General features: G+C 36.5%; 17 protein-coding genes. All 17 read right to left on the bottom strand.

Annotated features, from left to right (window positions below; all coding sequences use genetic code 11):
- Positions 1–12 precede the first annotated feature (12 nt).
- Positions 13–1110, bottom strand: coding sequence for a prephenate dehydrogenase (locus QGM71_RS03030; RefSeq protein WP_327606031.1), 1098 nt, complete (start codon positions 1108–1110; stop codon positions 13–15).
- Between the two features lie 3 nt (positions 1111–1113).
- Positions 1114–2217, bottom strand: a complete 1104-nt coding sequence (gene hisC, locus QGM71_RS03025; protein WP_327606030.1) for a histidinol-phosphate transaminase — start codon at positions 2215–2217, stop codon at positions 1114–1116.
- A gap of 99 nt (positions 2218–2316) precedes the next feature.
- A complete protein-coding gene (gene aroB, locus QGM71_RS03020; RefSeq protein ID WP_327606029.1) occupies positions 2317–3390 on the bottom strand; it encodes a 3-dehydroquinate synthase in 1074 nt (357 codons plus the stop codon).
- On the bottom strand, positions 3390–4559 hold the full coding sequence (gene aroC / locus QGM71_RS03015) for a chorismate synthase (RefSeq protein WP_327606028.1): 1170 nt from the start codon (positions 4557–4559) through the stop codon (positions 3390–3392). Before aroC ends, aroB begins: the two co-directional genes overlap by 1 nt.
- 203 nt (positions 4560–4762) lie before the next feature.
- Positions 4763–5536 carry a CheR family methyltransferase gene (locus QGM71_RS03010; RefSeq protein WP_327606027.1) on the bottom strand — a complete coding sequence of 258 codons (774 nt, stop codon included), beginning with the start codon at positions 5534–5536 and terminating at the stop codon, positions 4763–4765.
- 75 nt (positions 5537–5611) lie between these two features.
- Complete coding sequence (gene ndk, locus QGM71_RS03005) at positions 5612–6058, bottom strand: nucleoside-diphosphate kinase (protein ID WP_327606026.1); 447 nt, start codon at positions 6056–6058, stop codon at positions 5612–5614.
- Between the two features lie 80 nt (positions 6059–6138).
- Positions 6139–7110 (bottom strand): heptaprenyl diphosphate synthase component II, encoded by a 972-nt coding sequence (gene hepT / locus QGM71_RS03000; RefSeq protein ID WP_327606025.1) that lies wholly within the window; start codon positions 7108–7110, stop codon positions 6139–6141.
- 50 nt (positions 7111–7160) lie between these two features.
- Entirely contained in the window at positions 7161–7865 is a 705-nt protein-coding gene (gene menG, locus QGM71_RS02995; protein ID WP_327606024.1) for a demethylmenaquinone methyltransferase, read from the bottom strand.
- 3 nt (positions 7866–7868) lie between these two features.
- Positions 7869–8663 (bottom strand): heptaprenyl diphosphate synthase component 1, encoded by a 795-nt coding sequence (locus QGM71_RS02990; RefSeq protein ID WP_327606023.1) that lies wholly within the window; start codon positions 8661–8663, stop codon positions 7869–7871.
- 126 nt (positions 8664–8789) lie between these two features.
- On the bottom strand, positions 8790–9014 hold the full coding sequence (gene mtrB, locus QGM71_RS02985) for a trp RNA-binding attenuation protein MtrB (RefSeq protein ID WP_327606022.1): 225 nt from the start codon (positions 9012–9014) through the stop codon (positions 8790–8792).
- 128 nt (positions 9015–9142) lie between these two features.
- Positions 9143–9415: an HU family DNA-binding protein gene (locus QGM71_RS02980; protein ID WP_327606021.1), complete on the bottom strand. Its 273-nt coding sequence runs from the start codon at positions 9413–9415 to the stop codon at positions 9143–9145.
- A 449-nt stretch (positions 9416–9864) separates the two neighbouring features.
- The gene (spoIVA, locus tag QGM71_RS02975; RefSeq protein ID WP_327606020.1) at positions 9865–11343 is read right to left on the bottom strand and encodes a stage IV sporulation protein A; all 1479 of its coding nucleotides are present in this window, start codon (positions 11341–11343) and stop codon (positions 9865–9867) included.
- 218 nt (positions 11344–11561) lie between these two features.
- Positions 11562–12290, bottom strand: coding sequence for a hypothetical protein (locus QGM71_RS02970; protein WP_327606019.1), 729 nt, complete (start codon positions 12288–12290; stop codon positions 11562–11564).
- A 22-nt stretch (positions 12291–12312) separates the two neighbouring features.
- Complete coding sequence (locus QGM71_RS02965) at positions 12313–12510, bottom strand: DUF2768 domain-containing protein (RefSeq protein ID WP_327606018.1); 198 nt, start codon at positions 12508–12510, stop codon at positions 12313–12315.
- 263 nt (positions 12511–12773) lie between these two features.
- Positions 12774–13034 carry a stage VI sporulation protein F gene (locus QGM71_RS02960; RefSeq protein ID WP_327606017.1) on the bottom strand — a complete coding sequence of 87 codons (261 nt, stop codon included), beginning with the start codon at positions 13032–13034 and terminating at the stop codon, positions 12774–12776.
- A gap of 75 nt (positions 13035–13109) precedes the next feature.
- Positions 13110–14132 (bottom strand): NAD(P)H-dependent glycerol-3-phosphate dehydrogenase, encoded by a 1023-nt coding sequence (locus QGM71_RS02955; RefSeq protein ID WP_327606016.1) that lies wholly within the window; start codon positions 14130–14132, stop codon positions 13110–13112.
- 12 nt (positions 14133–14144) lie between these two features.
- Positions 14145–15455: a ribosome biogenesis GTPase Der gene (der, locus tag QGM71_RS02950; RefSeq protein ID WP_327606015.1), complete on the bottom strand. Its 1311-nt coding sequence runs from the start codon at positions 15453–15455 to the stop codon at positions 14145–14147.
- Positions 15456–15486 lie beyond the last annotated feature (31 nt).

Here is a 15486-nt window from a genome sequence, read left to right as displayed (position 1 = left end):
CAGTTCACTTCCTTAGATAGTCATAATTTCATATTTATTTTCTAGTAATAGTTCATAGCTTCGCATCTGAGCTTCTTCCGTAGCAAGACTTACACGTAAAACCCCGGTTATTCCATCCCGTATTTCTAAGATTTGAATATTAGTAATGCTGATTTCTTCATTTGCAAGAAGCTGGGCGACAGAGGCAATTGCCCCTGTCTGATCCCTTATATCCACATATAAATCATAAAATGACGGGATGGCTCCTTTATCAGTTTTCCCTAAACCATCTCTGTAGGTTTTAGCGTTTTGCAGAAAAGCTACCATACGTTTTTTATCATTAGAATCAACCAAATGTTTCAATGTTTGCATCTCGTGGATCCATTCCTCCAGCAGTTGGCTCATTTTAGTCTGATTGTGAAAAAAAATATCCTGCCACATTGCAGGATTGCTTGAAGCAATCCTGGTTATATCCTGAAAACCACCTGCCGCAAGCTTAGGTAAGAAAGCATGTGTATCCGACCATTTATTAGCTTGGTGAACAAGAGATGATGCAATTAGATGTGGAAAATGAGAAACAACCGCTGTCATTTCATCATGTTCATCTGCATTCAGCAGTACAAATTTACTTTTTGTTGGTTCCAGAATATATTTTAGCAATTCCAATTTTTCATTCGTACTGTTTATGGACGGTGTTAATACATAGATCGCATTTTCAAATAAGTGAGCCTTAGCTGCTTGAATCCCTTTTTTATGGGAGCCAGCCATTGGATGCCCACCTATAAAACTAATATGCTTATTGTCCAGTGAATTAGCCACCTCTAAAATAGAACTTTTTACAGAAGCTACATCCGTAACAACAACATCATGTGATAAAGGAAGGTTATCCATAATTTTCATAAGACGTATTGTTTCTGAAATAGGAACAGCCAGAATGACTACATCTGCTGTTTGGACAGCTTGTTTAAAGTCTGGATTTGATTCATGAACAATACCATTCATAACAGCAAAATCCATTGTATCCTTGTTTACGTCGTAACCGACGACATGGACCTGGTTAAATTGCACGATTGCTTTTGCCAGCGAACCGCCGATAAGACCAAGTCCGGCTACTACAACATTATGTTTCATAATTTAAATCTCCTTGTGTGCTTCTTGAAGGTGAAATTTATAGAGTAAGTCCTGTAATTCTTTCATGTTCGTTTCATTTCCTATAGTTAACCTAATTGTGTTAGGGCATCCGAGCCCTTCTCCAGGTCTAACGATGAATCCATGCTTCAATAAGTAATCAAAAACATCATTTCCGGGAACAGGAGTAGTAACTAATAGAAAATTCGTTTGAGATTCGTAGTAGCCCCACCCTATGCTGTCTAAAAATTGCTGAAAAGATTCCTTGGCTTCTCTATTCATAAACGTGGTGTCTTTAATAAATTGGTCATCTTCTAATGCTATAAGTGCAGCTTTCTGTGCAAGTGAAGTAGTATTAAACGGTCCCCGTACGACATCCAACTTAGTTATTAAATTTTCGTTAGCTATCCCGTAACCTATTCGCAATCCAGCTAATCCATAAGCTTTTGAAAAAGTCCTTAGAATAACCAGATTAGGATAATTCGCTAAATACCTGATAGCTTCAACATCATTTTCAGGATCTATATACTCGTAATAAGCTTCGTCCAGCACCACTACTACTTCTTTAGAACAGTTGGCCATAAATGAATGAAACAAATCCTTTGGTATCAAACTCCCTGTTGGATTATTGGGTGAGCAAAGCCAAACGACACTCGTATTATGATCAATCACATCGAGCATCGATTGCAGATCATGATTGCCATCTACAGTGGGAACCTCCTTTATGGCCGCCCCTTCAACCAGTGCGTTATGTTTATACTGGGGAAACGTTGGTGTAGCCATAACTGTATTAACGCCTGGATATAAAAAAGCTCGGCTTATCATTTGTACTATTTCATCTGAGCCACTGCCAAACAACAACTGGTTTTCTTGAACGGATAGCTTTGATGCGATGGCACTGCGTAATTCGGATGTGTAACCATCAGGATATATAGCGAATTCCTGCACATTTGCTGTAATGTGTTCGGATACTTTCTTTGAGTAACCATATGGGTTTTCATTTGAAGCAAGTTTTACGATATGATCTAAACCATACTTCTCTTTAATTTCGTGAATTTGTTTCCCCTGTTGGTATGGAGCTAATTCTCTTAGTATCTTTTTTTCATGCATTACAAATTACTCCCTCATTTATCATAGTTATACTGGTTACAGCCGGGGCTGCACCGTTTTAAAAATTGTGCAACAAATTTTAATTCCACTCATCACGTATCATTCACTCGACAGCTTTGTAATAAATGATTTCAAGTAAGAATGAAGATCCTCATCATCCAGCTCCTGGATAGTAGGTTGACCAGTATCTTTCAGGAGAACCATCTGAATCATTTTATTCATAATCTTTTTATCTGACTTCATTATATTCAGTAATGATTTCTCATCAATATTTCGTAAGTCTAATGGATAGTGATTCTTTTTAAACCATTTAAGAAGTGGGTTATAAGGTAATTTAGTAGCGTACATTAATTCACTTACGTGTATAGAAAATAACAAACCTATCGCAACGGCTTCTCCATGGGTTATGGTACCGTATCCTAATTCCGTCTCTAAGGCATGTCCCAGTGTATGGCCTAAATTTAAGTATTTGCGATTTCCAGCTTCCTTTTCATCTTCTTCAACAATAGTAGCTTTAATTTTTATACCAGTTCGCAAGTGTTCTTCCAGCTCTTTTGTGGATAAAGAAAATAAGTCTGTTTCCAGTAATGAATTTAAAAAAGCGCCATCTGCAATTAATGCTTCTTTAATTAATTCGGCATAACCAGAGCGAACCTCTTTTTCACTTAAAGTTTGTAGTGTTTGCGTATCGTAAATAACAGCTTTAGGAGGATAAAAGCTACCAATTAAATTCTTACCCAATTCATGGTTAATTGCTACCTTTCCACCCACACTACTATCATGGGCAAGTATGGTCGTAGGCAGTTGAATGTAGTCAATGCCTCTCATGTAGGTGGAGGCTACAAATCCTGCTAAATCACCGATTACCCCACCTCCGAGTGCGATAATCAATGATTGACGATCCAGACCATGGTTTATAGCTTCTGTATGGAGCTGATAAAATAAACGAATATCTTTAGACTGCTCGCCTACAGGGACAATAGACAGAAAAGTATTTTCCCCTTTTAGACTATTCATAATATCATTCGCATACAAATCAGCTACCGTTTTGTCTGAAACAACTAATATTGACGAGTATTTCTTTGTTACATAGTTATCTACCAGAAAACGGACATTTTCCCCAATTGTAATAGCATAAGAATGAGAACTTGATTTAACTATAATATCGTCCACTAGAAACACCTTATCTCTTCGCGGTATTGAGCTACTGCTTCTTGCAGTTTGGGAAACTGATCACTTGGAAACTGTTCTGTAATAGCTTTAGCTAATTCAAAAGCTACAACATGTTCCATTACTACAGCTGCAGCCGGGACAGCACAGGCGTCAGACCTTTCTACCGTAGCTTTAAATGGTTCTTTTGTTTCAATATCTACACTTTGCAGTGGCTTTTTCATTAACGTAGGGATTGGCTTCATAACACCTTTAATAACTAGTGGCATACCAGTAGTCATCCCGCCTTCAAATCCACCCAAGCGGTTAGTCTTCCGGTAATAGCCCTCATTTTCACTCCAGCCAATTTCATCATGAACCTGACTGCCATTCCTTTTTGCTGCTTCAAAACCAATTCCGAATTCTACACCTTTAAATGCATTAATACTAACTACGCTGCCAGCTATGCGACTATCCAGTTTACGGTCATAATGAACATATGAGCCTATTCCAGCAGGCATACCTTCTACGTACACCTCTACCACACCGCCAATAGAATCACCTTCTTTTTTTGCCAGGTCAATTGCATCCATCATTGGTTGTTCTACACTTTTATCTAGTACACGTACAGGAGATTGATCCGAAGCAGCCGCACGCTCTTCTACTGTACGCAGATTACTGTCCTCAGCAATAATTCCTGCTATCTCTTTTACATATCCAGTTATATTTATTCCCAATTGCTTTAATAATGTCTTTGCTACTGCTCCTGCTGCTACTCGTACTGTAGTTTCCCGAGCAGAAGAACGTTCTAATACATTACGTATATCGCGGTGACCATATTTCATAGCGCCATTGAGATCTGCGTGACCAGGTCTTGGTCTCGTTATGACCCTTCTTATTTTTGTATCTTCCTCAATAGGATCCTCGCCCATAACATCTATCCAATGCTTGAAGTCATCGTTATGTACAACTAGTGAAAGCGGTGAACCCAATGTATAACCATGTCGTACACCACTTGTTATTTCCACAAGGTCTTTTTCTATTTGCATTCTCTTGCCCCGTCCATGTCCTTTCTGTCTGCGTAATAAAGACTCATTTATATCCTGTCTAACTAAAGGCATTTTAGCTGGTATACCTTCTATTATGGTTGTTAGTTGTTTTCCATGTGATTCTCCTGCAGTTAAGTAGCGCAATTTACATTCTCCTTCACTTAGATTTTTCTAATAACTATATCATATCTGTTTTTATTATTGTTATAAGAATTAAAAATATGTTAAAAAACATTTAAATATACATTAATAATCTCTTATCCAGACAAGAGACTCAATCAGTATGTCACCACAAAAAGTTATGCTATCAGAACCTAAAAGTAACATACAGAAATAAAATAGTATTTTTATTGTTTTTGGTAGAAGAAAGTATCTACCAAACTTAAATTATATTTACCAGGGCTGAAAATCTGTTCCGTACTACCGACAAACAAAATACCGTTCTGCTTAAGAGCCTTGCTGAAGTTCTGATAAATACTATCTTTTGCTTCCTCGGTGAAGTAAATTAAAACATTCCTGCAAATAATTAAATCCATATGTCCGGGATATACGTCGGCTAATAAATTATGCTTTTTATAAGTTATGCGGTGTTTCAGATCTGGATGGATATAATATAGCCCATGTTTCTCAGTAAAATACTTTTTTATTATTTTATCTGGCAACTCTTTGAGGGCCTGCAGGTGATAAACACCCTGTTTTGCCTTACTGAGAGCATTTTCATCGATATCTGTCGCTATAATTTGGACATCAGCTTGTGGGAAGTGTTCTTTCACCATAATAGCAACACTGTATGGTTCTTCCCCCGTGGAACATGCTGCACTCCAGATTGTTAATCTATTATTTTGTTTAAGTAGAAGTGGAACTATCGTATCTTTCAATACGTCCCATCTTTTTGGATTTCGATAGAATTCCGACACATTGATAGTAAGGCGATCAACAAATTCTTTTAACAAGACATCTTCTTTATTCAGTGCTTGATAATAGGATGGGAAATCGTGATAGCCCCGTTTATTTCTTAGAGAGGTGAGCCTTCGCTTCATTTGAGCCTCTTTATATAGAGTTAAGTCAATCCCTAGTTTTTGTTTAATACGAAAAACAAAGTCTATGTATTCTTCAGCCATTTTCATATGCCTCATTCACTTTCCAGTTGATTGTGTAAAAAACCTCCGTTAAGGAAACGGAGGTTTTAAATTGCATTAGTAAATCCATACACTATCTTGTTTTGAATAAGTTACGACTTCACTCTTATCGAAAAACAAACCGATTTCTCTTTCAGCACTTTCAGGCGAATCCGAACCATGGATAACATTCTTACCTACAGTCATACCAAAGTCTCCACGAATAGTACCAGAGGCAGCTTCTAATGGATTTGTTTTCCCCATCATATCACGAGCAGTTAAAATTACATTTTCACCTTCCCAAACCATTGCAAAAACAGGACCTGAAGTGATGAAGTTAACCAATTCACCAAAGAAAGGTCTTTCTTTATGTTCCCCGTAATGATTTGCTGCTAAATCGTTAGAGATAACCATTAATTTTGCTCCAACTAATTTAAATCCTTTTGCTTCAAACCTTTTTACGATTTCTCCAACCAAATTACGCTGTACACCGTCTGGCTTTACCATTAAAAATGTTTTTTCCATTTTTTACACCTCATTAAGTAGTATATATAATTGTCCAACCCTTAAAATTTTATCAAATTTATAGAAAAATAACAATTAGATTATGATCTTCTTTTTCCAATATACTTTGCTATATCCTGTAATGTTAGCTTTGCTCTACTGTTTGGAATGTCATCTAGTGCCTTTAAAGCCTTTTGTAGATAGAGTTCACTAAGTTTATAGGATTTTTCAATTGCATTCGTACTTCTCAGTTTCTCTAATAGCTTCTTAATATCATTTTCATCAATTTCTTCTGGATTTTGGAACATATTCTTAACCAATTGATCAAATGATCTATTATCCATAGCAAACAAAACAGGAAGGGTTATGTTTCCCTGAAGTAAATCGTTACCCGCAGGTTTCCCAAGTTCTTTAGCCGAAGAAGTAAAATCAAGTATATCGTCAATTATCTGATAGGACATTCCTATGTAGTAACCGTACTTATATAATTTAGTTGCTTCCTTTTCAGACAGTCCAGAAACGATGGCACCTAATTCACAACTTGTAGCTATTAGCAGCGCTGTTTTACGCTTTATTCTCCGAAGATAATCACGCAAATTTTGATCCCAATTGTATTTATCCTGTATTTGTTCTATTTCGCCTAAACAAACATCAACAATTGTTTTAGATAGCAGACGATGTACATGTGGGTCTTTCAGTGTTGCTATTTCTTCTAATGCCCGCGCTAATATATAATCTCCTGTGTACATAGCTACCCGATTACCATACAGGTGCTTTATGGTCGGCTTCCCTCTGCGCAGCTCAGCATCGTCTATAACATCATCGTGTACGAGTGTAGCCATATGGATAAGTTCCAATGTAACAGCAACTGTTTTTATACGATTGATGTTATAATTGCCTATTTGACCGGACAGCAAGACAAAAACAGGACGAATTCGTTTTCCGCCTGCCTCCAATAATTCTGTAGATGCCTCGCGTAATACCGGGTGTTTTGCTTGGATAACTTTATTTAATGATTCCTCGATTACATCTAAGTCTTTTCTTAGATAATTATATGTTTTAGCTAATTTCATGAGTGTCACCTTTTATTGTTAAACCTATAATTTTGGTAAATTTAGTTTTATTATTTGAAGCCCATATGCATTGCTGCAACCCCGCCAGTAAAGCTTTTAATTTTGACATGAGAAAACCCCGCATCTAAGAACATTTGTTTCAACTCTTTTTTATCTGGAAAATCCTTAGCTGATTCATGAAGCCAAGCATATTCCTTATAACTCTTTGCAAATAACCTTCCGATCAAAGGCATGATAAAACGGAAATAAAAGTAATATAACTGGCGAAATCCAAATACAGAAGGCTGAGAAGTCTCTAGGCAGACAACTTTACCATTTGGTTTCACTACACGATGCATTTCCTTTAGCACAGTCTGGTAATCCGGTACATTTCGCAGACCAAAACCGATCGTGACATAGTCAAAATAATTATCTTCAAACGGAAGCTCCATTGCATTTCCATGTATAAGACCAAGTTGGGTCAGATTCAATTCTTCTTTTTTTCTTTCAGCAACTGAAAGCATGTTTTTACTGAAGTCCAAACCAACCACTTCCCCATTGGATCCTGTTGCTTCGGCTAAAGAAATGGACCAGTCACCTGTGCCGCAGCATACATCAAGTGCTTTGGAGCCCTTTTTGACGTTCATTCTTTTCATAACGTCTTTACGCCATGCTTTATGCCGCTGAAAAGATATAATTGAATTCATGGAATCATATTTTGTGTAGATCTTTTCAAAGACGTGATGAACACGTTCTTCCTTTGATTGTTCAGACATAGCTTACCCTTCTTCCACAATAGAAGTCTTTTTTAATAGTAATTCATGTAACGACGAATTAATATGTTCTTTAAGCGTTTGGTGTTGTAAAGGGAGTTGTAATAACATTTCATCAAGTTGAATTAAGTTAGTATTAATAATAGATTCGACAATATCTAGAATAGAATCATCCGTGCTGGAAGAATTGTTTATCCACTCAGCCAAAAGTGAAGAAAATCCATATTTACCAAATTTGTTTCTTTCATGAATTAACTTATTCGTTATCAACCAATTGTAAGTAATGGAACTTACAATGGAGTCATTTACATACTCACCCACATAACGTATTAATAAAGATTCGACCTCTTTGATTAAATCGATATAATCCTGAAATGAATCCGCTTCTTTATAATATAATTTCATCTTATACTCATTTATCTCTTTTATAGCAGAAGCCAACTTATGTATTAGATCAAAGTCTTCAATCTCGGATAAAAGCAAGTAGTACAGACCGCTAAAGTAATCACCTGCTAAAACGTTTAATTGTTTTGGCAGTTTAACTTCTGCATTTTCATCAGGATAATTCACTTCAGGGACCAGGTCATGTGTATCCAGAGCTATTTGAACTAGCATTGTCGTAATAATATAGTGTTCTTTTTGTGTAGCAGATAAAGTTGTATTCTTTATAACAGCTGTCAATAAGATAAGCTTTTCTTCATCGATTACGGGCTTTTGTATGTGCTTTTCTAGATATGTGTGTTTTATCTTCTTTTCAATAAGGATTCTGAGGTGTCGAGTGTCCATACTAGAAGTTTTCAAAAGTATCACCTGCGCCCTTTCGTCCATTCATTAATTTATGTAGTTATTATAGCATAATTTATGTGTTTTCGATAACTATCAATTCCTGACAAGTACTTATCAGCGGCAGCTAAAACTTTAACCAATCTAGTTGTTATCTATTTGACCATGGCTAGTTTGTATAATTGCCTTTCCTCTAACTTTGACAGCAGATGTGTGTTCTGTGAATTGTGCAATCATTACCTCATCCTTATCCAATTTTTCAGAATGGTGAAAACGGGTGTCGTTCCCTCTGGTCAAACCAATTACATTTACACCATCTTCAAGCGCCCTTATTACAAAAAAGTCAGATTTAAAAGTTGTATCACTCATAGGCTACCTCCTCGTTTATTCTATAGTTAAATATGTCTTATTAATAGTCCAAAGTCAATGAATACAGTATTTAGTAACACATAAAAAAAAGGGCGCGCATAAACGCACCCTTTTGCCCTATGTATATATTACTTAACGCTATCTTTAAGGGCTTTTCCTGGTTTAAAAGCAGGAACTTTACTTGCAGGAATTTCGATCTCTTCTCCAGTTTGTGGATTACGACCCTTACGAGCTGAACGCTCACGTACTTCAAAGTTACCAAATCCGATTAACTGTACTTTTTCACCTTGTTTAAGTGAATCCATGACAGATTCGAACACTGCATCAACTGCTTTGGTAGCATCTTTTTTAGAAAGTTCGCTTTTTTCTGCTACAGCATTTACTAAGTCTGTTTTGTTCATGACATTCACCTCCTCCCAAATAGTTTCAATCGACATTGGTTCAAATAATAATTCTATCATCATTTGTTTACCAATTTGCCAGCTTTTATACTTAGACGCCACTTATTTCATTAGTGACAAGGCTTATATTAACCGAGTTTGCTACAAAATTCAACAATAAGTACCCAAATTTCCGGTATTTAATTGTTAAAACATGGTGTTTAGTTAAATTTGATTGTTTTTAATACAAATTTTGGAAAAAACAAACAACTGTAGTTAAACTGCGGTTTAAACCTCTAATAAATATATACGACAATTTTTCGTAAAATCCTGCCGTCCAAAGAAATAAATATAAATAGTATCCATGTAATTAATTGTAAAATCAGAAAGTATATGAAAAATAATTCCAGTTAAGTGATCAATTTAAACTAAATTTAATCAAACAGCAAAAAAGCAGCTAGTATAAGCTGCTATAAAATAATTGCTATTAGGCCACCAGAACCCTCATTAATTATTCGTTCCAGTGTATCTTTTAATTTATATCTTGCATTCTCTGGCATGAGTGCGATCTTGGCCTGTATTCCTTCTCTTACAATCGAGCTGAGAGACCTTCCAAATATATCCGATTCCCAAATCGATAGTGGATCTTCTTCAAAGTCCTGCATTAAGTACCTGACTAACTCTTCACTTTGCTTTTCTGTCCCTATTATTGGCGCGAATTCTGATTCAACTTCTACCTTTATCATATGGATGGAAGGAGCAACTGCTTTTAAACGGACACCGAATCTGGAGCCTTGTCTGATTATTTCCGGTTCATCTAAAATCATATCTTCCAGAGTAGGAGCAGCAATCCCATAACCTGTCTGTTTCACCATTTGCAGGGCTGCAGAAACTTGATCGTATTCTCTTTTTGCATGAGAAAAGTCCTGCATGAGCTGTAGTAAATGGTCTTTTCCTCGAATCTCTTCGCCAACAATCTCTTTTAAGATTTGATCATATAAGTGATCAGGGGCATGTAAATCAATTTCTGCAACGCCTTCTCCCATTTCCATCCCGGCCAAATTTGCTTTGTCAATATAATCATAACCCGAGAAATCCCCAACAATTTGATCAACATCTCTTAATCTTTTAATATTCTTAACGGTTTCCTGAATTGCGTCCTGATAATTAGACCGTAGCCAATGGTTTTCTTTAAGTACCATTACCCAACTTGGAAGGTTAACATTTACTTCCAATACCGGGAACTCATACAAAGCTTCACGCAACACGTTATAAACATCATGCTCAGTCATTGACTCGATACTCATAGATAATACCGGGATATCATATTTTTCAGATAGATCCTGCCGCAGCAACTCTGTTTGTTGACTTGTAGGGTTTACTGAGTTAACAACCATAATAAATGGTTTGCCAACTTCTTTAAGCTCTTCTACTACTTTAGCTTCAGAGTCTATATAGTCACCTCGGGGGATTTCTCCAAAAGATCCATCTGTTGTAACAACTACTCCAATAGTGGAGTGTTCTTGTATTACCTTGCGAGTGCCTATTTCTGCTGCATCATGAAATGGAATTGGATCTTCATACCAAGGTGTATGAATCATTCTTGGTCCATTTTCATCCTCAAACCCTTTTGCACTGTCCACTGCGTACCCAACGCAATCAACTAATCGTATATTTACATTAAGGCCATCTTCAACATTTACTGAAACTGCTTGATTTGGTACAAATTTTGGCTCGGTAGTCATTATCGTCTTACCAGCAGCACTTTGTGGTAATTCATCATGTGCTCTTACACGTTCACTTTCATCTTCAATGTTAGGTAGTACAACCAACTCCATAAATTTCTTAATAAAAGTTGACTTGCCTGTACGGACTGCTCCTACTACTCCTAAATAAATATCACCATTAGTCCGTTTCGAAATATCTTTAAAAATATCAACTCTTTCCAAAAGATCCCCTCCCGATCTCCGTACTTTTAATTACGAACAAACTACGAATAATTGACATTACAAGTCTATGATGTTGTCCTATCAAAATATGACTTAAATATTTGCAAAACTCATAAAAAGTCAGTGATAAGATTAAAAAACATTTAAACTGAAATAGAGTAAACAATTAAACCCTTGCAACAATATATGTCACAAGGGAGTTAATATGATATATTTATTTAATTATTTTGGGGTAAAAATACAGGTTCGCCATCCTTAATTGTATATGGCAATGAATATGCTGGGACAAAAGGTGTGTTTTCAGCTAGAATGTAACGAATATCATCACCTTCTGCATACGTATGGTCATATTCCTCCAACGCCTGATTTAAATCTATTCTATAGTCTATATAAAGATTACCATTTACATCCATAACAATAGGAAGATTTTCTCTAGAGTATGGGCTTACCGCTGTAGGAGTAGAATCAAAACCGAGCTTTTCAAAGTCAATTGAATAGATACCATCTTCAATTTCTGCTTTAAACGGCGGATATGTATGCTTGCTCCGGTATATTTCTAATTGCACGTTAACTGAACGTATAGCTTCAGTTATTCGTAAGTCGATTAACTTTACACGAGGGTTCTCATCAGGTGTTATTATAGTGTATTGATAAATACCACCATTTTCATATGCGTTTCCAGGTAACTCAGATAGTACGTTTAATTCTTTTAACGCTGTAAAATCAATTAAATATTTTTGGAAAATAGGCGTGTCATTCATTTTTGTTTTAATGGGTACTAACCCTTGTTTTTCTTCCCTGTACGCTTCAACAGCATTTTGTACAATTTCTAATTGAGTTTCATTAGGGGCTTGGTTTTTTGATAGCTCGCTTTGTGGATAAAGACAGCCGCTTAACATTACAATACAAAGTAATGTCAAGCATAATTTAATATATGTAGAATTCACTTGATAGCCTCCTCATATGGACCTACCTTGTCGGGCCACTAAACACGATATAAAAAATAATTAATCCGCCAACTGTTAACGAGATATATGCAAAAATAGATACGATTCCTGCTAACCAGCCTTTCAGCTTATATCTGCTAAGCAAGATCAGTCCGATCGCCAAGAATAAAAGTATCATTCCTGCAAACGAAATATACATTTTCAGCATTGATTCTGACATTTCTTCAACTCCTGTTTTAAAAGGGTATAGTTTGCACAACGTATTATAACATATGGTACTTAATCCAAGTATCAAAATGTTTTATTTCAAAAATTAAGTATATAGGAGAACATTTATCCCAGCCATAAAAAATCCGAGATGAAGGGGGCTAGCCTCATCCCGGTTGACTAAATAACGTCCACGGCAACTCTATCCATGAATGCTTGTGCGATTTATTTTATGCAAGTATACGCTTTAATGTATCCTCACTTGCCCAAGTATGACTATTTTTTGAATAATTGATTTAACGATTGCATATCCATCGGCATTTTATTCTTTACAATCGATTGAACAATTTTGTCTTCTTTACTCTTAGATATTGGTTTATTAGCCATCTTTGATAAATGACGAACTAATCTTCTTACCGTTTTTTCATCTGAAAAATCTGCATGCTTTACAGAATCTGCTACTTTATAAACATCATCTGGATTGATATCAGCATTTTGTTGTAATTTGTCGAAAAGTCCTTTTTGAAAATTATTCACACACTCGCCTCCTTGCAATGTTAATTCAACATATTATATGCAAGGAGGGTAATTACGTGTTATGGTGAAACGCCTTTAACTCAATAATTTAGCGAGGTCATCCATCTCTTCACGTTTCGTTCTGTTCATTAATTGCTCAACAACATCTTTAGGGTCTTTTTCCTCAAAGAGTATTTGGTATATACCAGTCGTTATCGGCATTTCCACTTGCTGTTCTTCAGCAAATTGGTACGCTGCCTTAACTGTTCTAACACCTTCTACTACCATTCCCATCTGTTCTAAAACATCTTCCAGTTTATTCCCTTTACCGAGTAAATTTCCTGCTCTCCAATTACGACTATGAACACTTGTACAAGTTACAATTAAATCTCCTACTCCTGGCAGTCCCAAAAAACTAAGCGGGTTTGCACCAAGTGTGGTACCTAATCTTGCAATCTCAGCCAAGCCTCTTGTTATAAGTGCAGCTTTTGCATTATCACCAAAACCTAATCCGTCAGATATCCCCGCACCAAGCGCAATAATATTCTTCAACGCACCTCCTAGTTCTATACCTATAATGTCCGGACTTGTGTAAACACGAAAAGATTTATTAATAAACAGATCCTGAGCAATTTCTGCTTTTGTTAGATCAATAGATGATACAGTGACTGTTGTAGGTTGTCTTAAACCAACTTCTTCTGCATGACTTGGACCTGAAAGAACTACAATATCCTCATATGAATAGCTTTCCATTTCTTCACTAATCTGTTCAGATACTCTTTTTAAAGAAACAGGTTCAATACCTTTGGAGGCATGAATTATCGTGGGGGTATGGGTCAGTATGTTGTTTAACTGCTTGCAAACCTCACGTATTGCTTTTGTAGGCACTACAATTATAATTGCAGTGACATCTGCAATAGCTGCTTCTAAATCATGGTATGCACGTATACCTTCTGGAATCATCACGTCCAGATACTTTTCATTTTTACTGTTTTTATTAATGTTCTCTGCCTGTTCCTTACGATGAGTCCAGAGTCGGACATCATGACCATTATCAGCTAACACAATACTTAAAGCTGTTCCCCAGCTACCTGCACCCAACACTGCTACTTTTGACACAACGATCCCTCCTTATTGTCGCTTTCTTGCAAATAGTTTAATTGGAGTACCAACAAAACCGAATGCATCCCTGATTTTATTTTCCAGAAATCTTTCATAAGAAAAATGCAGTAATTCAGGATCATTAACAAACACGACAAAACTTGGTGGCTTTACCGCAACTTGTGTTGCATAAAGTACCTTCAACCGTCTTCCTTTAAAAGTCGACGTCGGATTCATCGCTATAGCATCCATGACCACATCATTTAACACGTTGGTTTGGACTCGTTTTGCATGATTCTCACTCGCCAATTTTACAGATGGCAATAATGTGTGGAGTCTTTTTTTCGTTTTAGCGGATAGAAATACAATTGGAGCATAATTAAGGTACAGGAAGTGTGCTCTAATCTTTGTTTCAAAGTCCTTCATAGACTTTTCACTTGTTTCAATTGTATCCCACTTATTAACAACGATAACAATCGCCCGGCCGGCTTCATGTGCATACCCGGCAATTTTTTTATCCTGTTCCCTTATTCCAGTTTCAGCATCAAGCAAAACCAATACGACATCGGAACGTTCAATTGCTTTTAAGGCGCGCAGCACACTATATTTTTCGGTTGTTTCATATACTTTACCACGTTTTCGCATACCTGCAGTGTCGATAATGACATAATCCTGATTATCTTTATGCAGGTGGGTGTCTATAGCGTCTCGGGTAGTTCCTTCTATTTCACTTACAATGACGCGCTCTTCATTCAGAAAAGCATTTACCAATGAGGACTTCCCTACATTCGGTCTTCCAATTAAACTAAAATAAATAGTTTGTTCGTCCGTATTATCTGCTTCTCTTTCCGGAAAATGGCTAACTACTTTATCTAGCAAATCTCCAAGCCCCAATCCATGCGACCCTGATATCGGATACGGTTCCCCAAATCCTAAAGAATAGTACTCATATACTTTCTCACGCATTTCTGGATTATCTATTTTATTTACACCAAGTACAATTGGTTTATTCGATTTGAATAAAAGCTTCGCAACTTCTTCATCGGCTGCTGTAATCCCTTCTCTCCCGTTAACCAAAAAGATGATTACATCTGCTTCGTCAATAGCAACCTCTGCCTGATGGCGCATTTGTACCAGAAGAGGTTCATCACCTATCTCAATTCCACCAGTATCAATAATATTAAATGTTGATGCCAACCATTCTGCCTGTGCGTATATTCGGTCTCTAGTGACACCAGGAATATCTTCTACAATAGAGATTCTTTCGCCAACTAATCTATTAAAAATAGTTGATTTTCCAACATTGGGCCTTCCTACAATTGCTACAACAGATTTCCTCATGAAAGGAACATCCTTTCTCTTTACGTTCTAT

Source organism: Virgibacillus tibetensis (assembly GCF_036026595.1).
Classification (GTDB): Bacteria; Bacillota; Bacilli; order Bacillales; family Amphibacillaceae; genus Virgibacillus_P; species Virgibacillus_P tibetensis.
The sequence above is the reverse complement of the archived record's forward strand: the minus strand, read 5'-3'. Positions and strand labels throughout refer to the sequence as shown.